Below are 21275 nucleotides of genomic sequence, written 5' to 3' on the forward strand. Positions count from 1 at the left end.
CAAGGCGGCTATCAAGGGCAAAGACGCGATTTTAATCCGAACAGACCTCCCCGCCAGGACGGACAAAGCGGCTATCAGGGCCAAAGACGTGAATTCAATCCGGACAGACCTCCCCGCCAGGACGGACAAGGCGGCTATCAAGGACAAAGACGCGATTTTAATCCGAACAGACCTCCCCGCCAGGACGGACAAAGCGGTTATCAGGGACAAAGACGCGATTTCAATCCGGACAGACCTCCTCGTCAGGATGGACAGGGCGGCTATCAGGGACAAAGACGTGATTTTAATTCGAACAGACCTCCCCGCCAGGACGGGCAAGGCGGTTATCAGGGACAAAAACCTTATCAAGACAGAAAACAGCCTGATACTTCGGGTTCAAACGAGAATAAAGGGGCGTTGCCTTCCAAACAGCCTATAAAACGACAGTTTATTTCTCAAGACACGATGGGTGCGCCTTTTGCAAAACGCGGCGTTACGCCGGGTCGTCATGAAAAGAAAAAAGACACAAAACAATTCGGACAATCTAAAGAAGAAAAAGAAGAACAGGCAAGACTTCTTCAACAATCACAAAAACAAAAGAAAAAAATTCAGGAAGAAGCTCCTAAAAAAGTTACCGAAGTTATCATTGATAAACCGTTAACAGTTGCGGAATTTGCCGATAAAACAAACATAACTTTGGCAGAAATTGTAAGAACACTAATGATGCAGGGGATTTTAGCAACCGTCAATCAAACCATAGACGTTGAAGTTGCGACAAAAGTAGCCGAAGCGTTTGAAATTCTTGTTCTTGACAGTTCCTATGTTGATAACAGTGAACAGGAAAAAGAAGCAGAGAGATTTAAAGTTAACCTGAACTCAAAGCATTTAAAATCAAGACCGCCCGTGGTTACTATTATGGGACACGTGGACCATGGTAAAACTACTCTTTTAGATGCTATAAGAGCGTCAAAACATAAAATTGTATCAACGGAAGTCGGCGGTATCACGCAATCTATTGGCGCATATACAGCGTTTATAAATGAAAAGAAGATAGTTTTCATTGATACTCCGGGACACGAAGCGTTTACGGCAATGAGAGTCCGAGGTGCGAAGGTAACGGATATAGTTATTTTGGTTGTGGCGGCTGATGACGGTATTATGCCTCAAACTATTGAAGCTATTAATCATGCCAAAGCAGCAGGTGTTCCTATAATTATTGCCGTTAATAAAATTGATAAAGCAGGAGCTGACCCTGAAAGAGTTTTAACCCAGTTAACGGAACATGGACTTGTACCTGAAGAATGGGGCGGTGAGACTATTTGCTGTAAGGTTAGCGCTATTCAGGCAACGGGTTTGGATGAGCTTTTGGAATATATTTTACTTGTTGCTGAAATGCAGGAACTAAAAGGGGATTCTACAGTAAGCGCAACAGGTGTTGTTATAGAAGCAAAACTTGATAAAGGCAAAGGTCCTTTGGCAACATTACTTGTGCAAAACGGAACTTTAAGAAAAGGCAACTGTATTGTTGCAGGTACGGTAGGTGGTAAAATAAGAGCCTTATTGAGCGATGACGGTTCACAAATTGATAAAGCGGGACCAAGTACCCCTGTAGAAATTTTAGGCTTAAATGAAGTTCCCCAGGCCGGCGACAGGTTTGAGGTGCTTAACAACGAGAAAGAAATGAAAACTATTGTTGCCAAACGAAAAGACCAGGAGCGCGAAACAAGATTAGAGGCTATTGCGCCTTCTCAGGTTAAAAAAGACTTAATCAAAGCGCAGCAGGAAGAAACCCACGAACTTAATATTATTATTAAGGCTAACACCCATGGTTCGGCGGAAGCTGTCAGTGCTTCCATTCAACAGCTGCAATCAAAACAAATTTTTACAAAAGTTGTGCATAACGCAGTCGGTGATATTTCAGAAGCCGATGTTATGCTGGCTTCAGCAAGTAATGCTATTATAATCGGCTTTAGCGTCAAAGAAGATTCCAACGCTGCAAGAATTGCAGCTCAAGAGGGTGTCGATATCAGAAAATACGATATTATTTATGAAATTCTTGAAGATATCGAAAAAACAATGCTTGGACTGTTAGACCCTGAATTAAAAGAAATAGAAATCGGAAAAGCCGAGGTTCGCCAGATATTTACAATAGGCAAAACCAACAAGATAGCAGGATGTTACGTTCTGGAAGGTAAAATGGTGAGAAATAAAACCGCTGCAGTAGAACGTGACGGTAAACAGCTTTACAAGGGCAATATGGATATGCTTAAACGATTTAAGGAAGATGCAAAAGAAGTTAACGCCGGTTACGAGTGCGGCATTTCGTTTAACAAATTCAATGATTTAAAAGAAGGTGATATAATAATTATGTTCACCACACAAGAAATAGAAAGAAAAGTTCTTGTATAGCTAGGGAAATATGGTCTGATGTTCAAGTCGGTATATAATTTTACGAAATTTTTTTCATTAATATTTTTGCTTAGCGGTTTTACATTTTTATTTCAGGAAATGTATATAATTGCATTTGTGATGATTTTCAGCTTTTTTATAATCAGGTTTATAGATTCTGATTGGGCTTTTGACCATTTTAAATTTTCTAACCATAATTTAATGGTTGTTATGATTACGTGTTTTTTAATTTTTGTTAATATAATCGCTATTTATGAAAGTTTAAAATATTCCCAGTTTTTTACAAATGCTTCTAAATCCCAAAAAGAAAATTACCTGAAATACGAAAATGACTTGTACCAAACGGCTGATATTTGTATAAAGGAACATAATGCGCTTATGGATAAAAAAGAAAAAAGGTTAAAAATTTTGAAATCAGAGCAGGATTATACAAACAGCGTTTGTCTTAGAAATGTTTCAACAATAAATGATTTACCTTTACCTAAAGAACAAAATAAAGAAACTTTGTATATTGCCAATACAATGAAAGGGTATATGAAATCTATTGTTTTAAACCTGTCAGCTTATGAGTATATCAATGTAAAAAATTCTAATCAAAGAATAAATGAAAAAGTGCGTATTAATGTTGCCTCTCTTATAAATGAAATAGAAAGAAACAGAGAAATCATGCAAATGAATGTCGTGTTGGAAGACAACAAAAAAGCGTTTATTAAATTATAAAGGAAGAGAAATGAACAACCGTCAGGAAAGAATAAGAAAAACAATGATGAAAGAAGTGGGAGATATTATCCTTAAAGAGGTTCGTGACAGAAGAATTAAGGGATTAATATCCGTAACCGACATAGAGCTTGCAACAGATTATTCGATTGCTAAAATATATGTAAGTGTTTACGGTACCCCCGAGGAACAGGAGCAATCATTGGAAGCTCTCAAAGAACATGCTTCCCAGGTTCGCTACGAAATAGGCAAAAGAGTGAGATTGCGCCTTACCCCTAAAATAGAGTTTTTAAAAGATATTTCTTTAGAGCGCGGCAGCAGGGTCAGCGCTTTGATTGATAAAATCTCAAAAGGTGAACTTTAATCAGAATAATGGCTTGATAAATGTTTGGTGTGATTAATATTAACAAACCTAAGGGTATAACATCGTTTGGCGTGGTTGCAAAACTGCGTAAACTTTTAAATATAAAAAAAATAGGTCATTCGGGAACATTAGACCCTTTGGCGTCGGGTGTTTTGCCTGTTTTTATCTCCAAGGCAACCCGCTTAATTCAATATGCTAAAAACAACAAGTCTTATAAAGCTTTTGCCCGTTTAGGCATAGTGACCGACTCTTATGATATTGAAGGGAATATAATAAACAAAACTATCGCAAAATATAATTCAGATGAAATAAAACAAATTCTTAAAGCTTTTGAAGGCGAAATTATGCAGATACCGCCTGTATTTTCAGCAATAAAAGTTGACGGCAAAAAGCTTTATGAATATGCAAGACAAGGTAAAACCGATATTCAAATTGAACCCAGAAAGGTTAAAATAGACAGAATTTATGATATAGAATTGCTTGAGCAAGAGAAGGATTTTCCTCTTTTAGTTTTTACGCTTGATTGTGAGAGCGGTGTTTATGTCCGCTCAATCATACATGATTTAGGGCAGAACCTTGGTACGGGCGCTATGATGGAGAATTTAATCCGTTTAAAAAGCACGGGTTTAGCCATAGAAGACAGTGTTAATCTGGATGATTTAACTCCCGCAAATACGGCTGATTTTATTCTTGACCCAGGCAGTGTTGTAGATTTAAGCGAATTAATTATTGATGAAGAACAATACGACAAAACTTCCAAAGGACAAGCTTTTGGCGCGGGTGCAAAATTTCTTGAAGATGAATTTATCAAATTGGTGTATAATGATAAACTGATAGGTATAGCTCAGGTCAAAAATTCTTTGGTATATCCTAAAACAGTCTTAATATAAGGATGAGAGTATGAAATTTTTTAAATATATTTTAATTTTGGTTTTATTTTTATCTTGCTCAAGAATGTTTGCTAAACAAGTTACATCTTATGTGGATTTTTGCCCCAAGCCCCCTTATGAAACGGCAGGTACTTTCTCCAGAGGACTGCAAAGTGTGTCTGGTATGAATTTTGTTGCAAGAAACGTGGCGGAAGCAACTTTAAAAAAAGAAATCTCAAAGTTTGTTCAGGGTGATATAAAAGTTAAAGCCGGCTCTTTCAGCGCTACTGATGCGAAAAAAGGAAAATTCAGGTATTTTACGTTACATGGACAGAACTTAAAAGCGTTTGATATTTTTGTATCCGAGTTAAATTTGAAAACTATTTGTGATTTTATTCATCTTGATTTAACATCAACTCCGGTAAAACTCCTTGAACCTATGGTTATAGAGTTTAATGCAAAAATCACAAAAGAAGATTTGAATAACATTATCAAAACGACTAAATACAGAAAACATTTCATGCAGCTGAAATTCAAAGATAAAGAAACCCAGTTACTTGAATTAAGCAACCCCAGGATTACAACAGAAGATAACAAGTTCAATTTTCTTGTAAATGCCAAACTTCCTTTTATCAGGTCATTTATTCTTGCGGCGCACGCTGATTTAGAAATTATTGATAACAGAATAGTGTTTAACAATCTGATTATCGGCACAGGCTCCGTTAAAATTAACATTAGTCCTTTAAAATACTTTATTAACCTGATTAATCCGCTTGAATTCGCTTTGGGTATTATAGAAGACAAAGGATGTATGCTTAATCTTAAAACCGTTAAAATTGAAAATGGTACAATTATCCTTGACGGTGTTGCATTTTTGAAAAAAAGTTAAGGAGAAAAAATGGTAAGATTTATTTTTTGGGTTTTAACAATTTGTACTTTATTTCTTGTTATAGGCTTTATAGCCAAAGACAAATTTGATTTAACAGCGCTTGAAGATTTTAATATTGATAAAATAACGGGTTCTCTGATTGAAAATAAAAAGCAATTTCCCGAAAAATCGCAGCAGCCTGCCGAAGAAGAAACAAAACCTGAAAAGAAAGACAATACCGTTGAAATTACCTTATTAAAAATTGAAAACGGCAACCCCAAGTATATTAAAACAACAAAAAATATAAACCCCGATGAAGATGAATTTGAAAGGGCTATGAAAGAATTGTTCAGCGGAGCCAATACTTTTGAAAAAATTTCCGGAGTTTACTCTGAAATTCCGAAAGAAACAAAGCTTTTAGGAATAAAAAAAGATGCTAATTCATATACAATAAATATTTCTGAGGATTTTGAATACGGAGGCGGGGCAGACAGTATGAAAGCAAGGGTGAAACAACTGGTGGAAACGGCGACCAAAGCTTCCGGCGGCAAAGATGTTTACCTTGAAATCAACGGCAAACGGGTAGAAGTAATAGGCGGCGAAGGTATTATAATCAAACAGCCTTTAGCCGGGAATTTGCAGTAATGGAAGATTTTGAACAAAAGCTCGAATATTATACAAGCCTGCCATGGACGCTGGAATTTGGCGAAGATTTGGACTTTGAAGGCAAGCCTTACCATTATATTCAGATAAAAGAGTTTGAAAGTTTTGCATTTTGCGCCAAGACAAAAGAATTTGCGCTTGAAAATTATAAAAAACAGCTGCGTTTAATGTTAAAAGTGATGTTGGAATTTGATGATCCTATACCTAACCCCGGCGAATTCCCCGAAGATTAATACGGAAAAAAATTATGGGTGCAAAAATTAAACAAGTCGAAAATAACACTATCGCAATGGATATCGGGCTAAAAGAAGGCGATGAGATTTTGGCTGTGAACGGTGAAACCCTTCTAGACTACATCCAATACGAATTTTTAATTTGCAGCGAAGAAATCGAACTTCATATTAAAAAAAAGAACGGCGAAGAAGAAATTATTGAAATAGAAAAAGATTTTGACGATACTTTGGGTGTTGTTTTTGAAAGTGCGGTATTTGATAAAATCAAACCCTGTGCCAACAAGTGTATATTCTGCTTTGTAGACCAGCAGCCCGAAGGTTTGCGCAAAACTCTCTATATTAAAGATGACGACTATCGCCTTTCTTATTTGCAGGGAACGTACGTTACGCTGACCAACCTTACAAAAAACGATATAGAACGCATAGAAAAACTCAGGTTAGGACCGCTCTTTGTATCTGTACATACAACCAACCCCGAACTGCGTATAAAAATGCTTCAAAACAAACGTGCCGGCGATATTTTGGACAGATTAAAATGGCTTAATAACCTTGAAATCCCCTTTCATACACAAATAGTTTTATGTCCTTCGTACAATGACGGTGATGAGCTTCGGCGGACGCTTGGAGATTTGTCTAAATTAAAACTGCTGCAATCGGTTGCAATCGTGCCTGTAGGAATTACAAAATTCCGCAAAGACTCCAAGTTAGTAAAAGTTACCCCTAAAAAGGCCAAAGAAACCATTGAAATCGTGGATGAGTTTAATGAAAAAATGCAAAAACCACTCGTGAGCTGTTCCGATGAATTTTACCTCTTTGCAAAGCTTCCTTTCCCCAAAAGCCGTTATTATAACAGTTATTCGCAGCTTGAGGACGGGGTCGGCGCCTGCCGTATTTTGCTTGATGATTTTTATAAACGTAAACTTCCTAAAAAAATATCAGAACCTAAGAAAATGATGATTTTTACCGGCGAAAGCGCCTTTAGCACCATGAATATTATTGCCGGTGAAGTTAATAAAATTGAAAATGTTGAACTCCAAATAATTGCCGTAAAAAGTAAATTTTGGGGTGAGAATATCACCGTAACCGGACTGATTACGGGGAAGGACTTGCTCGATACCATGAAGCAGACAGATTTGAAGGATTACTTTGTAATGATACCTTCCGTTATGCTGCGGGATTATACAAATGAGTTTTTGGACGGCGTTACGCTGAGTGGACTTGAACGGGCTTTAAACAAATCCGTTTATGTAATACAAGACTGCTACAGTACAAAAGAAATCGTGGATATCATTAAGCAAAAACAAAGTTAATACCTTGCAACTTTTTGTAAATTTTGCTAGCCAAATGACCTTACTTATTATTTAATGTTGTTATGAATAAAGAACTTAATTTTAAATCTAATAAAAAAATCTTTACCGTTTTAATGTCAATTTTTATATTGGCCTTTATAGTGCGTCCTGCTTATGCATTGCAGGAAACCAAGAAGACTTATACGGATTCTTCCGCACCCAAATACAGTATTTTTGACTATGATAACATGCCCTCAGATGGTGTTATTAAGACCGAAGTTACAAAAGATGAAGTAGCGCTGGAAGATAAATCTAAAACAGCCAAAAAACTCAAGCTCATTAGCGATACGGTAGATTTTTATCCCGAAATTAATCAGTATATTGCCAAAGGTAATGCGGAACTTATTATCCCCGAAGAACGCTTTAGAATGACCGCCAATGAAATTATTATTGACCAAAGAGCTTATTCCTTAATAGGAATAGGAAACGTAAAAATAGTTCAGGATGACGGCACAATGTACGGTGATTATATAAAAATCGATACAAAACGTGAAACCTCATTTTTAAAAAGACCGATTTTATACTATGAAGAAATCATTATTAATGCCAAAACCGCAAATTTATACGCCAATGAAACGTTTGCATACGAAGGTGATGCTGTTTTAAATAAAAGCAACAGCATGATTTTATCAACCAGTACTTTTGGCGGCATGCGCCCTGAATTGTTTTTTGACCCTAAACTGGCTACAGAAGGCAACAGCAGATATAAAATTATTACAAAAGAAATGATTATAAAGCGTCAACAGGACAGAACAGATATTACTTTAAAAGATGCCAGTTTATACAAAGGCAAGTATAAAATAGGTTATGCACCGAATATTCTTTTATCTACCGATAAAGATACCAATTACATAGAAACAAATTTTATCGAAATGGGTTCAAGACCAAGAATCGGTACATTTATTGCACCGGCGGTCGTGACGCCTTTGCCAAACGCCGGAACATTAAAAATTGCGCCGCTGGCGTCTTTGAGTACGGATAATAAGTTCGGTGTCGGCGGTTTTGCCAGATTATCAACGCCGAAGAGTAAAACTAATATGATGTATTCTACAGCCACGGGTAATTTGTTGATTAGCGGTGATTATAAATTCAATGATTCTTTCAGGCTGACTTACGCTGTTAACGATTATATTCCGACCGGCTGGATGGGCGGTCAAATGCCTAATATGGGCGCTGAATTTGTTTATGACAAGAATATCAATGTTCCCGAAGCCAACTTTATGGCATTTAACAGAGCGTCTGTAGGCTTATTTCAGGATGTTATGGACCATGGTTCGCCCTTATCCACTATAAGATACAAATGGATGATAGACGGATTTAACCGGGCTCCGTTGTGGAATTGGCAACGATATTTAATGCTTGGATACAGGTATCAGCATGATATTTCTATATATCAAACAGGCGTGGTAGCCGGTACTGCAAGGATAGGTCCGAGAATTTATTCAAATTTGGGACCGTTATTCCTTGAGGCAACCTATTTTTCGGGTGCAACTTTAAATGAATCGCCATTTTGGTTTGACAAATACAGATACGGCAGAAATAATGTTATGCTTAGAGGACAAGTATATTTGAATAAATATATTTCATTAGGTTACATTGGGTCGATTAATATCGGCGATAAGAGCTTTGAAGGAGATTGGCTGACAGAAAACCAAATCCTCGCTGCGATAGGTACAGAGGATATAAAAATCAGAATGGGGTTTGACACTGTAAGAAATACAAGCGCTTTTGGTGTTGATATGCTGCTTGGCGCTAAAAAATCAGTAATTGAATTTGATAGAATGAAGGTTATTGATTTTGATGTTACATCAGAACCTGCCAAGAAAAAAGATAATAAAAAAGTAAAGTTATAAGGAAAAATTCATGGGTATTAAAGAATGGCTACAAACCAAACGAACACAAAAATCCAGCATGCAACAAACATGTGCTAATATTAACGATGATGTATGCAAATTGTGGACAAAATGTTTCAATTGCAATACAAGCATCCCGACAAAAGATATTGAAGAAAACCTGATGGTATGTACAAGATGCGGCTACCATTTCAGAATTAATGCAAAACAAAGGCTTTGTCAAATAGCTGATCCGGAAACATTTGAAGAAATAAACTTAAATATGTTTCCTGCCGACCCTTTAAATTTTGTTGATACGCTACCGTATCCCCAAAGGCAGGAAGATGCACAGAAAAAAACCTGTTTAAACGAAGCCGTAATAACAGGATTTTGCAGCATAAACGGCGCTAAGACAGGTCTTGGCATTATGGATTTTGAATATATGGGCGGTTCCATGGGTTCTGTTGTGGGTGAGAAAATCACACGCTTAATTGAAGCCTGTATAGATAAAAAATTACCTGTAATTATATTCACCTCTTCAGGCGGAGCAAGAATGCAGGAGAGCATATTAAGTCTTATGCAGATGGCAAAAACAAGCTGCGCTATAGCGAGGATGAATGACGAAAAACTGTTGTATATGACGGTTTTAACAGAGCCTACTTTTGGCGGAGTAACAGCCAGTTTTGGTACGCTTGGCGACATAATTATAGCAGAGCAGGGTGCAAGGATAGGTTTTGCGGGCAGAAGGGTAATAGAACAAACTATAAGGCAAAAGCTTCCTTCAGATTTCCAGACAGCAGAGTATCTGCTCAAGTTTGGACAGGTAGACATGATTTGTTCAAGAGAAGAGTTGAAAGACAGAATTTCAAATCTTATCGCTATTCATACCCATAAATAAAAAGAGGAAGAGATTATGAGCAAAAATATAACGCATTTGCCGTTTGAAAAACCGATTTACGACATAGAAGGAAAAATTCAGGAGCTAAAAGAATTGAGCAATGAATCCAACATAGATTTGTCATCTCAAATAGACACACTCACAAAACAGGCACAGGAATTTAAAGCAAACCTGTACAATAATTTAAAGCCGTTTGAACGTATGCAAATAGCAAGACATCCTATGCGTCCGTCTTTTTTGGACTTTGTTCAATTAATGACTACCGATTGGATAGAATTACATGGCGACAGGGCAGGGGCTGATGACAGGTCTATTATAGGCGGGGTGGCTAAAATAGATAACGTGCCGGTGATGCTTATAGGCACTCAAAAAGGCAAAACCACTAAAGAAAACCTTGAATATAACTTTGGAATGCCTCATCCCGAAGGTTATCGCAAAGCGCTTCGTTTATTTTACCATGCCGACAGGTTTAACCTTCCGATAATTACCCTGATTGATACACCGGGAGCATACCCCGGGGTTAAAGCGGAAGAAACCGGACAAGGTATTGCAATTGCCGAAAATTTGCGTGAAATGGCAAAGCTTAATGTACCTGTTATCGCAATAATTACGGGCGAAGGCTGCAGCGGCGGAGCGTTAGGGCTTGCTGTTGCGAATAAAGTCTATATTTTTGAACATGCCTACTATACAGTTATTTCGCCTGAAGGCTGCGCTTCAATCCTTTGGCATGATGCGACAAGGGCTAACGATGCAGCTAACGCTCTGAAAATTACTTCTGATGACTTATTAAATCTTAAGGTCGTTGATGGTATAATCAAAGAACCTTTAGGCGGCGCACATTATAACCATTCTTCAATGAGCGATACTTTAAAAGCCCAAATCCTTCAGGCAGTTAAAGAATTGTCCAAACTCAACCCCAAAAAGCTTAAAGAAGACCGCTATAATAAATTCCGCTCACAAGGTGTTTTTACTTTAAGGTAAAACTATGATTAAACGATTAATAGCCTCTATAGTTGTGTTTGTATCTCTTGTACAAGGGGTAAACGCTTTTCCGACTTTAGTTTTGGATGCTCCGGATAAAAATTTTACCCAGATAAACCATACAATTGCACTTGCTTTTGTTGCGCATGGCAATATCTACAGCGCTGCGAAAGAATTTTATACTATTTTGCGCTATAACCCCGAGGATGTTTATGCCAACTATTATTTGGCAATTATTTATGAGGGGCTGGGCAACAAAAGACTGGCAGAGCGGTTTTATAAAAAAGCAATAGCTATGTCGCCTGATGACGGCAAAATTTATTACAGCTATGCTGTATTTTTACTCAATCAAAAACGTTTAAAACAAGCTGCACCATTGGCAATTCAGGCAACAAAACTCTCTCCTTTTGAATATGATATTTTTTATGATACAGGGGTTATATTGGTTGAAAATGACCGATTGGAAGAGGCTTTGCCTTATTTTAAAAAATCTTTAAAATTCAATCCGGAATTCTCAAGCGCTTACAATAACTACTGCTTTTCGCTGGCGACTTTAGGACAATATGAAGAAGCACTGCCTTATTGCGAAAAAGCCGTTGTGATGGATAAAGAGGAAAACGCACAGTCTTTGGACAGTTTGGCTTTTGTTTATGCGGGTTTAAAACAGTATGAGAAGGCAAAAGACTACTACGAGAAAGCTGTTTTTATTGACCCTAATATAGGCGAAATTTACTTTCATTATGCGCAAACATTACAGGCAATGGGAAAATATGACGAGGCAGCGGCTCACTTTAAAAAAGCAGGACAGTTAGACAAAAATTTTAAAGCTGATACCAGAAAACTTATTAAAGAATGCCGCCGTCTAAAAAACAAGAATGCCGCCGGCTAAAAAACCTGTCAATTAATTTTTTTGACCACGCCGTGAATAATTGACGAAGAAGAACAATTTTTAATCTATTCATTTATTAAAATTAAGTATCGTTTCGCAAATATCTTCGCCGCAAAGCTTGTAAAACTTCATCAGTTCACGTTGGGGTCCGCTTTGGGCAAATTCATCGTTAATGCCGATACGGTGGACTTTGGCAGGATAATTCTCGCTTAAACATTCACAAACAGCGCTTCCCAATCCGCCTATTATTGAATGGTTTTCAACGGTAAATATTTTATTTGTTTTTTTAGCGGCTTTAATAACGATTTCACAGTCGAGCGGTTTTATGCAGTGCATGTTAATAACCTGCGCATTTATGCCTTTTTGCATAAGCATTTCCGCTGCATTTAAACATTCAATAGTGGTTTCACCGTTTGTAATGATGGTTAAATCGCTGCCGTCTTTTAGAATTTTTGCTTCATAAGGGTTAAATTGATATTCTTCTTCATCAAACAGAGTCGGCAGGTTAGTTCTTGGGAGTCTGACGTATGTCGGTTTTTTGGTTTCACTTACATATTTGATAACGGCTTTTGTTTCAACTCCGTCGCAAGGTACGAATATTTCCATCCCCGGTACTGCCCGCATAAGCGCCACATCTTCCAATGCCTGATGGGTTGCACCGTCCTCACCTACCGTAATACCGGCATGGGTTGCTACGATTTTTACGTTACAGTAGCTGTAAGCCAGAGTATTTCTCACCTGGTCATAAGCCCTGCCGGTTGCAAAGATCGCAAATGTACTTACAAATGCTGTTTTATTGCATGTAGATAAACCGCATGCCAGACCTATTGCATCTTGTTCAGCTATTCCCGCGTTAAAAAATCTGTCAGGACAGGCTTTTTGGAAGAGCATTGTCATTGTAGAGTGTGATAAATCCGCGTCAACTACAACAATATCTTCTCTTGTTTTACCAAGTTCCGCGAGGGTTTCGCCGTATATTTTTCTAAGAGCGGTTACTTCGCCTTTTTTTAAACTCATTAGCTGCGACCCTCCAATTCTTTCAATGCTGTTTCAAATTCTTCATCACAAGGCGCTTTGCCATGCCATGAGCAGGTGTTTTCCATAAAAGAAACGCCTTTTCCTTTAACCGTATCCGCTATGATAACAACAGGTTTTTGGTTTTGCACTCCGAGGATTTTTGCTTCCTGAAAAGCATTAAAAATTTCTTTAATATTATGACCGTTAATGTTTAAAACCTGCCAGCCGAAACTTTCAAATTTTTTATCTATCGGGTCAACTGATTTGACGCATTCCGTATGCCCGTCAATTTGGTAGCAATTTCTGTCTACAATAGCGATTAATCTTCCGAGCTTTTTATGGGCAGCGCTCATCATTCCTTCATAAACCTGTCCTTCTTGAAGCTCCCCATCTCCCATATAAACATAAACAAAAGCATTGCTTTGGTTAAGCCTCAAGCCTAACGCCATGCCGCAGGCGATTGATAAGCCTTGTCCCAACGAACCTGTAGATATGTCGACGCCGTTTACTTTCAGACAGCAGGGATGCCCCTGGAGGTTTGAACCTACCTGTCTTAAGGTCATCAGTTCCGATTTATCGAAGTAGCCTTCTTCTGCCAAAATATGGTACAAAATAGGAGCCGCATGTCCTTTTGATAATACAAAACGGTCGCGGTTTTGAAAATTAGGGCTTTCAGTCCATTTATTATTATGATGCAGAATTTTTTTATAAAGTGTTAAAATTATTTCCACCGCGCTAAAACTTCCGCCCAGATGTCCTGATTTGGCGTTATGAATCATTTTTAAAACGGAAATACGGGCGTTATTGGCAGCTTTTTCCAGTTCTTTTATCTCTTCGGTAGTAAGTTGGGTTTTTAACATTTAATACTCTTTTCTGCTTAAACTGCGGTTGGATATAATTTTTAAGAAGAACAACGGAATAACCGGAAAAATACGGTTAAATCTTTGAGGCTGACACAATAATCTGTAAAACCATTCCAAACCCATTTTTTGGTATATTACGGGAGCTCGTTTGAGTTTTTTTGACCAAACATCAAAACTTCCGCCCACACCAATCATTATAGTATGATTTAATGATTTTTTGAAGTACTGTATTAATTTTTCTTGTTTCGGGAAACCTATTCCTACTAACAGCATATCAGGTTTTGCGGCTATTAAATCATTTAAAATATTGTTTTCTTCTTCCTGCTTGAAATATCCGTTTCTTGCAAATACTATTTTTAATTCGGGAAAATCTTTTTGAAGTTCTTTTATCGCTTTTTGCAAAGTATCCTCATCAGCGCCCAAAAATCCAACAGTATAGCCTTTTTGAGCGGCTAATTTTAAAAGGTTGTATGCAAGCTCAATCCCTGCAACTCTCGTTGACTTAACGCCTAAAAATTTCAGCCCCAAAACAACCCCGATACCGTCCGGTACAATTAAATCAGCCTCTTTCATAAGTTTTGACAGAGCTTCATCATTGCAGGATTTTGATATCATTTCAGGGTTAAGCGTAACAACCTGCGTTGCGGTTTTATTCTTCAAACGGTTTACCAAAAAGTCAATGGCGCTTTGCATATTGACCAAATCCACAGGTGTATTTAACAAGCAGGCTCTTTTCATTTGTTCTGCTTTAAATAAACTTTTTAGCATGTCTATATTTTTATTCTCGTATATTTGCGCCTGATAATAAGTTTGCCGGGTTTCTCCATTTCTCAGCAATTGCAGTTTTGTTGTCAATTCGGGAATGGTAAAATTGTTTATGTCTGCCGTCAGGGTCGAAGTTTCGCTGCAAAATTCCTCTACTTTAGGGTCATAAGATAGCATAAGAGTAGGAATGCCAAACTTGTTAGCAATTATACCGGCATGAAATCTCACTGCTATAAGATAATCCAGCGTTTGGAATAAATTTATTGCAGAGTTTATATCGCTGTAATCAAAAAGTTCAACCTCGGTATTACTGCTGTATTTTTTTAAATCCGATAAAAATTTATTACAAATTTCTTTATCAAAATCTTCTTGCAGCGGAATTATTTTAAAATTGTAATTTTCGGAATTAAACGTTTCAGCAATAATTTTGGCAAGCGCATCGATTTTTTTGTCGGTCAATGATTTCCATTTGCGAAGCTGAATACCTATGGTTTTTTTCGTGCCAATGACCTTAGATACTTGCTCTAAGTTCATTCCCCATACTAAATCCGCGGTAAGTTCGGACTTTATGTTGTATTTATCAAGCAAAGCTTTGCTTCGCTTATCACGAACCGTTATTAAATCAACTTTTTTCAATAAATCAAAACAGAGCCGTTTACCTATGGGGTTATTTATGGGACCTATACCTTGCGATAGGAGTACAACTTTTTTACCGAAAAATTTTGCCGTATAAATCAAAAACAAATAATAAAGAAGACTTTTTAAACTGGTAGCATCCTGCAAAATACTTCCGCCGCCAAATATCAGACAGTCCGTGTTTTGCAATTCTTTTATAAGCTCGGTAAGGTTAAATCTTTGGACGGTTTTAATATTATTTTCATGTTTAAACTGCGTTTTTGTCAGGGCTTCATCGTTTGTTGCGACGGTTATTTCAGGGTTTGCAAAATTTTCATTCAAAATATCTGCAGCGCATTTTAAAATAGCTTCATCACCAAAATTCCCGAACCCAAAATACCCCGTGAGTAAGAATTTTGTCATTGAGTTATGCTCTTAAATTTGTTATAAACTTCTTCTTTGTAAGGAATAGATTTTATGGCGCCGATACCCATTACCTGAAAGGAAGTTACTACGCTGGCTAATCTTGCGCTTTCAAACGGGCTGAACCCTTCCAGAAGCCCGTGCATAAATCCGCCGTTAAAAGCGTCGCCGGAGCCCGTTGTATCGACAGGTTGATGTTCTAATGACGGAATTAAAACAGTTTCCCCGTTATACGCTATAAAAACGCTGCCGTCGCGTTCTCTTATGACTACTATTGATACGCCTTTGTCGGCAAGGTATTGAGCCGCCAATTCAGACGAGCATAGAGAATATAGTTTTTTAATGTCATGCTCCAAACTTACAAACAAAATGTCAATGTATGGCAAAACTTCTTCAAATGCTTCTTTTGCTTCTTCTTCGTCCCAAAGTCCCGGGGTATAATTTATATCGTATGCCACTTGTTTTTCATTTATTTTTGCAGCCTGAAACGCGGTTTTCACAGCTTCTCTTGCGCATAATGAAAGTGATTGGGTTATTCCCGTTGAATATACAATTTGGGAGTTTTGGATATATTCTTTTGAAATATTTGCTTCGGATAAACAAGTTGCGGCTGATTTTTTACGGTAATATGCAAATTCTTTCGCACCGTCTTTTAAACGTGAAATAAAGTATAATCCGTTATAACCTTTGGAGAGCTTTACCTGGCTTAAATCAAGGTTTTCACAGTTCCAGGCGTCTAAAAGAAAATCTTTTAAATAATCATTGCCTACTAACGTTACATAGCCTACTTTTGAACCTAATCTTGAAGCAGCTACCGCGGTTGTCATTGTATCACCGCCAAAATATTTATTTAGTGTGTCAGCGTACGTAAGACTTTCGTTGGAAGATAACTCTACTAAACTTTCCCCTATACACACAATATCAATTAATTCGCTCATATATTACCTGAATTTTTTACTCATATTAATTTTTAGCATAGACCTGCATTTTGGTCAAACCTTTGTAAAACTAAAGAGTTAGTCTAAGACTAACTCTTTAGTTTAAAATCTTTTTAAATTATTTTTTTTGCGCGTTTTTAATAATTTCTTTCATTTCGTTATTACGCTCTTCAAGATATTTTTTGTAGATTTTTTCCTGCCTTTTGTCAAGAATACCTAAAAATTCTTTATCATATTGATTTCTTAACTCCATCAGTTCATTTCGCATTGCTTCAGACTGTTTTCTTAACTCTTCCATTGCTTTTTTTCTGTCAGCTTCCGGCATTTTTGCAACATCCACGTTATTTTGTAAAAGCACATTTCTCTTTTTATCAAGTTCTTGTCTTAATTCATCGGTTTTAATTCTTTGTCTTTCTCTGATGTCCTTAAGCTTGCTTTGCTGCTCCATAGTTAAATTTAATTGTTGATAAACAGTTATGGATTTGGGTATTTGCGGCTCGTTAGCTTTTTTTAAACAGCCTGTTGATATTAATAATACCGAACATATTGTGAGTGTTAAAAGTGCTTTTTTCATTATTATTCTCCTATTAAATTTATGGATTTGAACTCTGTAATTATACAATATCAATTGAAAAATTACAATTTATTATAAATGAGAAGAATTATTCTGCCAGCTCAAAATATTTTTTAGCCTCCTTGGCTTTGCCTGCGGTTTCTAAGCATACACCAAGGTTATAGTAGTAATTTTTTATATTTTTAGGGCTGAATTTTATACCTTGTTCAAGTATTTTAGCTGCTTTTTGATATTCGCCTATTTTAAAATAGCTGATACTCAGGTTATAGTACGCTTCAGGAAAATTTCCTCTCAATTTAATACTTCTTTGGTAAGCCTCTATGCTGTCGCGATAATATTTTTCTTTTTGGTAAATGTTGCCTAAATTATAAAAAGCACGATAATTTTTTTTATCTTTTTTATCCTGATTTTCAAGCAGGATTATAGCTGCCTTTGAGTTACCAAGACATTCAAAACTGTTTGCCAGAAGTAAAACAGTCGTATAATCCTGTTTTTCATCAGGTATTGAAACCAGGTATTTTACCGCTTCCTGATATTTTTGTTCTTTATAAGCGCTGATGCCTTTGGATTTAAGCATTCTGATATCAGAAGCAGTTTGGCATATTCCATAGGAAGGAATTGCAAAAATTATTAAAATTGTGATAATCAGTTTAAAAATATTTTTCATATCAGGATTATAACATAATATAAAAAGCACTTATAATAATACGCTAAGCGCTATCAGAAGCACATTAAGCAAAATTATGCCCCATGTTGCTCCTTTTGAGCTTGGCGGCATAAATTCTTGCCCTGTTGTGTTGGCAACTACCACTGACGCTACCCTGTTTATTCTGTCGCCCATTATATCCTCGGGAGAGGTTGTGCCAAAGTAGTGTGTTTCAAGCCTTGCAATCCTTGCTTCATCGTTATCACTGCCATAATCCTTCTTAAAAGTTCCATACTCAAGCTCTGAAAGGATTTGCTCGATATTACCATTTGAACTGTTATAAGCAAATATATTGTTAAAATCCAACTCAACTTCATCACTATTATTTGCCAGAGCGGTAGTTTTATCCGGCATGGCTTTGGTTTTCAGATTGTCAACTCTGTCTGAAAGCGCTGTTGAATCATAAGTCTGATTAAAAATCTTTTGCTCAAGCCTGCTTAATCTGCCATAAATATCTTCCCCGTTATAATCTTTGCTGAAAATATTTTTTTCCATTTCAGATACAATTGGATAGTTGTTATAATCAGCCGGTTGAGCAGGGTTAACAGTTGTTTTGGGGGCTGTTTGGGTTATTGTTTTTGGGCGTTCAGCGGGTTTGGAGGCGGTAATAGCCGGCTTTTCAAATGTTGAAGGAGCATAAACTTTATAAAGCTGCTTTATTCTGTTTTCTTGCGTATCTGTAGATATTTTATTAAAAATTTCGGTTTCTATTCTGTCTAACCGCTTGCTTGTATTTTGTGATGAATAGGTTATTGCGAAAAGCTCATGTTCCACATTATTTAAATAATCGTCTGAACTCATCGCAAAGGCATTTTGTGCAACCAAAAATATAAAAAACAATATGGATAAAATTATTCTTTGCATGTTCCACCTTGTGATATTTTTTCACTCTAAAGTTAATAATAAAATTTTTCGCGCGAATATCATCAGCAACCCGGGCAGTTAATGAGCCTTATTTCTCAACTCAAGCAATTTGTCTGTTTCTTCTTTTGCTAAAAAAGTCATATTCCCCAGTTGTTTAGCATCCAGATAAACCTGAGCAACATATTCTATAGTATCCAGTTTATAAAAAGCATCGTCTAAAGTCTTGCCTGCAACTATTACCCCATGGTTTTTCAAAATAGCGGCATCAGAATGCTTGAGAGCATTGCTTGCAGCTTCGGCTAATTCTATGGATGAAGGCATAAGATAATCTACTAAAGGTATTTCGCTGCCGAAAAGATAGGGAACTTCCGCTAATATAAATCCGCCTTCAAAAGCATTGCCGGCTACGGCAAATGCTGAAATTTTAGGAGCATGGCAGTGAATAATAGCATTTACATCCGGTCTTTTTTTATAAATATGCAAATGCATGAGTTTTTCGGAAGAAGCTCTGGTTTTGCCCGCAAGCTGCTGCGCTTCAAAATCAAGTTCTATTAAATCATCTTTTTCTACTGTTTCAAGCGAAAATCCCGACGGAGTAATTACAAAATGAGATGATTTGCGTATACTTATATTGCTTGAATAACCGGGAGAAAAACCCCGATTATAAACCTTTTTACAAATTCTGACTAAATCATCATAGTTCTTCATTATAAATAACTTTCAAAATCCTTAGATTGCAAATATTCTCTTACATTATTGAGAGCGGCTTGTACAATTCTTGTTACACGTGAGGATGATAAGCCTACAACAGTGGCTATTTCTTTGACCTGCATATTTCTGTAAAATCTGTATTCTACGATGGTTCTGTCTTTTTGGGGTAGTTTGGCGATGGCTTCTTTTATCAAACGGCTTAATTCTGTGAGTTCATATTGTTCATCGGGCTGGGCTCCGCTGTCTTTTAAGAAGTCAAACGGAGAATCGTTATCAGATGAGTCCGCGGCAATACTGTCTATGGATAAAATGGTTTCGTAGATAGCTTCTCTGACTTTTTCGGGCGCTACATCTACTCCGTCTTGTGTTTCTGTATCTTCATTTGTTTTGGTTTGTTTGAAAGAATACCATTTATACCTGTTTCTCAGCTCATTTCTTATTGCCCACCTCACAGCGGTCGCCATGTAAGAAATATTATATTTTTTTAACTGCTCTTCTGTTTTATTCTTTATGAGAGCTTGTATACCTATAATACCGATACTTATCAACTCCTCCAGATCGACCATGTGCGACGGAATGCGCCTATGCTCGACTTTGGCAACTTTTTCAATAAGTTCTATATAGCTTTTTATGTCAATTTTGCTCACTGTCTGATTTGTCATTTTACTCCACTATTACATTTTATCTATTTTTTTCGTTTTACGCAAATTATAAACAAATAATAGTATTTCTGCTATAGCTTTATAGAGTTCCGGCGGGATTTCACGGTTAAGTTCAACTACCCTGAAAACCGCTCTGGCAACGGGCGGGTTCTCTATTACGGGGATATTATGTTCTTTTGCAATTTCAATAATTCTTTTAGCTATAAGCTCTGTACCCTTTGCTATTAATTTCGGGGCTTGCATTTCTTCCGCCTCATATTTAAGCGCAACAGCGACATGAGTCGGGTTTGTAACTACAAAATCGGCGGTAGAAACAGAATCCATCATGCTTCTTTGCATCATTTGCTGGCGGCGCTGCCTCAGTGCTGCTTTAACATGGGGGTCGCCTTCCGAGTTTTTATACTCATCTTTTATTTCTTTAAAAGACATCTTTTGGTCCTTTAAGAACTTCATGCGCACTACCATATAATCTGCCGCTGAAATTGCAAGGAAAATTATACATGCCTTGACTATAAAGTCCATTATTAATTTTCCGAATTCAAACAGAATAGCAAATCGATTATCTATTGCAACAAGGCTCAAAATTGTGGGAAAATGCTCCTTGTAAACACTCCAGCCGACATAACCCAAAATAATAACTTTAAAAATATTCTTTACCAGCTCAAATGCTGTTTTTACCGAAAAAAGGTTTTTAAAATACTTGGTAGGGTTTAATTTATCAAACTTTGGTTCCAGCGGTTTAGTTGTAAAAATAGGACCGATTTGGATTAAATCGCCCAAAATTCCCATTAAAAACGCCATAATCAGGATAGGTCCCAAAATCAAAAATGTAGTTGTTATCACAGTAGTCAATATGTAGGTTGAACCTATATTTTCAACAGTTGCATTGGGAATTTGTTCGTATAGAAGCACAAAAAGCTTTGAAATCTGATGCCAGGTAAATGGCGCAAGCGCATAAACCACGCTGAACATCACAAGCATAGCAACCGCCATAGAAAAGTCTTTGCTCTTTACAACCTGACCTTCTTTTTTTGCCCGCTGAAGCTTTTGAGGGGTTGCCTCAAACTGTTTGTCTTCATCACCCAT

Annotated in this window: 22 protein-coding genes; 12 read left to right on the forward strand and 10 right to left on the reverse strand. The window is 37.0% G+C overall.

What is annotated here, in order from left to right; genetic code table 11:
• From infB to PHX18_06200, 12 genes are all read left to right on the forward strand, one after another.
• The coding region (infB, locus tag PHX18_06145) for a translation initiation factor IF-2 (GenBank protein MDD3594189.1) at positions 1-2388 on the forward strand (2388 nt) is incomplete at its 5' end.
• A 99-nt stretch (positions 2389-2487) separates the two neighbouring features.
• Complete coding sequence (locus tag PHX18_06150; GenBank protein MDD3594190.1) at positions 2488-3108, forward strand: hypothetical protein; 621 nt, start codon at positions 2488-2490, stop codon at positions 3106-3108.
• Between the two features lie 10 nt (positions 3109-3118).
• Entirely contained in the window at positions 3119-3469 is a 351-nt protein-coding gene (rbfA, locus tag PHX18_06155; GenBank protein MDD3594191.1) for a 30S ribosome-binding factor RbfA, read from the forward strand.
• A 20-nt stretch (positions 3470-3489) separates the two neighbouring features.
• Positions 3490-4359: a tRNA pseudouridine(55) synthase TruB gene (truB, locus tag PHX18_06160; GenBank protein ID MDD3594192.1), complete on the forward strand. Its 870-nt coding sequence runs from the start codon at positions 3490-3492 to the stop codon at positions 4357-4359.
• A gap of 10 nt (positions 4360-4369) precedes the next feature.
• The gene (locus PHX18_06165; protein ID MDD3594193.1) at positions 4370-5227 is read left to right on the forward strand and encodes a hypothetical protein; all 858 of its coding nucleotides are present in this window, start codon (positions 4370-4372) and stop codon (positions 5225-5227) included.
• A gap of 9 nt (positions 5228-5236) precedes the next feature.
• A complete protein-coding gene (locus PHX18_06170) occupies positions 5237-5851 on the forward strand; it encodes a GerMN domain-containing protein (GenBank protein ID MDD3594194.1) in 615 nt (204 codons plus the stop codon).
• The gene (locus tag PHX18_06175; GenBank protein MDD3594195.1) at positions 5851-6102 is read left to right on the forward strand and encodes a hypothetical protein; all 252 of its coding nucleotides are present in this window, start codon (positions 5851-5853) and stop codon (positions 6100-6102) included. Before PHX18_06170 ends, PHX18_06175 begins: the two co-directional genes overlap by 1 nt.
• Positions 6103-6116: 14 nt before the next feature.
• Positions 6117-7412 carry a DUF512 domain-containing protein gene (locus PHX18_06180; GenBank protein ID MDD3594196.1) on the forward strand — a complete coding sequence of 432 codons (1296 nt, stop codon included), beginning with the start codon at positions 6117-6119 and terminating at the stop codon, positions 7410-7412.
• A gap of 62 nt (positions 7413-7474) precedes the next feature.
• Positions 7475-9304: a hypothetical protein gene (locus PHX18_06185; GenBank protein MDD3594197.1), complete on the forward strand. Its 1830-nt coding sequence runs from the start codon at positions 7475-7477 to the stop codon at positions 9302-9304.
• Between the two features lie 10 nt (positions 9305-9314).
• Entirely contained in the window at positions 9315-10181 is an 867-nt protein-coding gene (gene accD, locus PHX18_06190; protein MDD3594198.1) for an acetyl-CoA carboxylase, carboxyltransferase subunit beta, read from the forward strand.
• 15 nt (positions 10182-10196) lie between these two features.
• The gene (locus PHX18_06195; protein MDD3594199.1) at positions 10197-11162 is read left to right on the forward strand and encodes an acetyl-CoA carboxylase carboxyltransferase subunit alpha; all 966 of its coding nucleotides are present in this window, start codon (positions 10197-10199) and stop codon (positions 11160-11162) included.
• Positions 11163-11166: 4 nt separating this feature from the next.
• Positions 11167-12051, forward strand: coding sequence for a tetratricopeptide repeat protein (locus tag PHX18_06200; GenBank protein ID MDD3594200.1), 885 nt, complete (start codon positions 11167-11169; stop codon positions 12049-12051).
• 69 nt (positions 12052-12120) lie between these two features.
• Here PHX18_06200 and PHX18_06205 read toward each other — a convergent pair whose 3' ends face one another.
• The 10 genes from PHX18_06205 to flhB form a co-directional block, all read right to left on the reverse strand.
• On the reverse strand, positions 12121-13068 hold the full coding sequence (locus tag PHX18_06205) for a transketolase family protein (protein MDD3594201.1): 948 nt from the start codon (positions 13066-13068) through the stop codon (positions 12121-12123).
• Complete coding sequence (locus PHX18_06210; protein ID MDD3594202.1) at positions 13068-13928, reverse strand: transketolase; 861 nt, start codon at positions 13926-13928, stop codon at positions 13068-13070. Before PHX18_06210 ends, PHX18_06205 begins: the two co-directional genes overlap by 1 nt.
• Positions 13929-15734 carry a polysaccharide pyruvyl transferase CsaB gene (gene csaB / locus PHX18_06215; GenBank protein ID MDD3594203.1) on the reverse strand — a complete coding sequence of 602 codons (1806 nt, stop codon included), beginning with the start codon at positions 15732-15734 and terminating at the stop codon, positions 13929-13931. It lies immediately after the preceding gene.
• Positions 15731-16672, reverse strand: coding sequence for a sugar kinase (locus PHX18_06220; GenBank protein MDD3594204.1), 942 nt, complete (start codon positions 16670-16672; stop codon positions 15731-15733). Before PHX18_06220 ends, csaB begins: the two co-directional genes overlap by 4 nt.
• Before the next feature lie 118 nt (positions 16673-16790).
• Positions 16791-17246, reverse strand: a complete 456-nt coding sequence (locus tag PHX18_06225) for a hypothetical protein (GenBank protein ID MDD3594205.1) — start codon at positions 17244-17246, stop codon at positions 16791-16793.
• A gap of 88 nt (positions 17247-17334) precedes the next feature.
• A complete protein-coding gene (locus PHX18_06230) occupies positions 17335-17913 on the reverse strand; it encodes a tetratricopeptide repeat protein (GenBank protein ID MDD3594206.1) in 579 nt (192 codons plus the stop codon).
• Between the two features lie 30 nt (positions 17914-17943).
• Positions 17944-18816 (reverse strand): hypothetical protein, encoded by an 873-nt coding sequence (locus PHX18_06235; GenBank protein MDD3594207.1) that lies wholly within the window; start codon positions 18814-18816, stop codon positions 17944-17946.
• A gap of 78 nt (positions 18817-18894) precedes the next feature.
• On the reverse strand, positions 18895-19524 hold the full coding sequence (locus PHX18_06240; GenBank protein ID MDD3594208.1) for a class II aldolase/adducin family protein: 630 nt from the start codon (positions 19522-19524) through the stop codon (positions 18895-18897).
• The gene (locus PHX18_06245; protein ID MDD3594209.1) at positions 19524-20189 is read right to left on the reverse strand and encodes a sigma-70 family RNA polymerase sigma factor; all 666 of its coding nucleotides are present in this window, start codon (positions 20187-20189) and stop codon (positions 19524-19526) included. Before PHX18_06245 ends, PHX18_06240 begins: the two co-directional genes overlap by 1 nt.
• 12 nt (positions 20190-20201) lie before the next feature.
• The gene (gene flhB, locus PHX18_06250; GenBank protein ID MDD3594210.1) at positions 20202-21275 is read right to left on the reverse strand and encodes a flagellar biosynthesis protein FlhB; all 1074 of its coding nucleotides are present in this window, start codon (positions 21273-21275) and stop codon (positions 20202-20204) included.

The sequence above is a fragment of the Candidatus Gastranaerophilales bacterium genome (assembly GCA_028696075.1).
Taxonomy (GTDB): Bacteria; Cyanobacteriota; Vampirovibrionia; order Gastranaerophilales; family JAILCC01; genus JAQVHS01.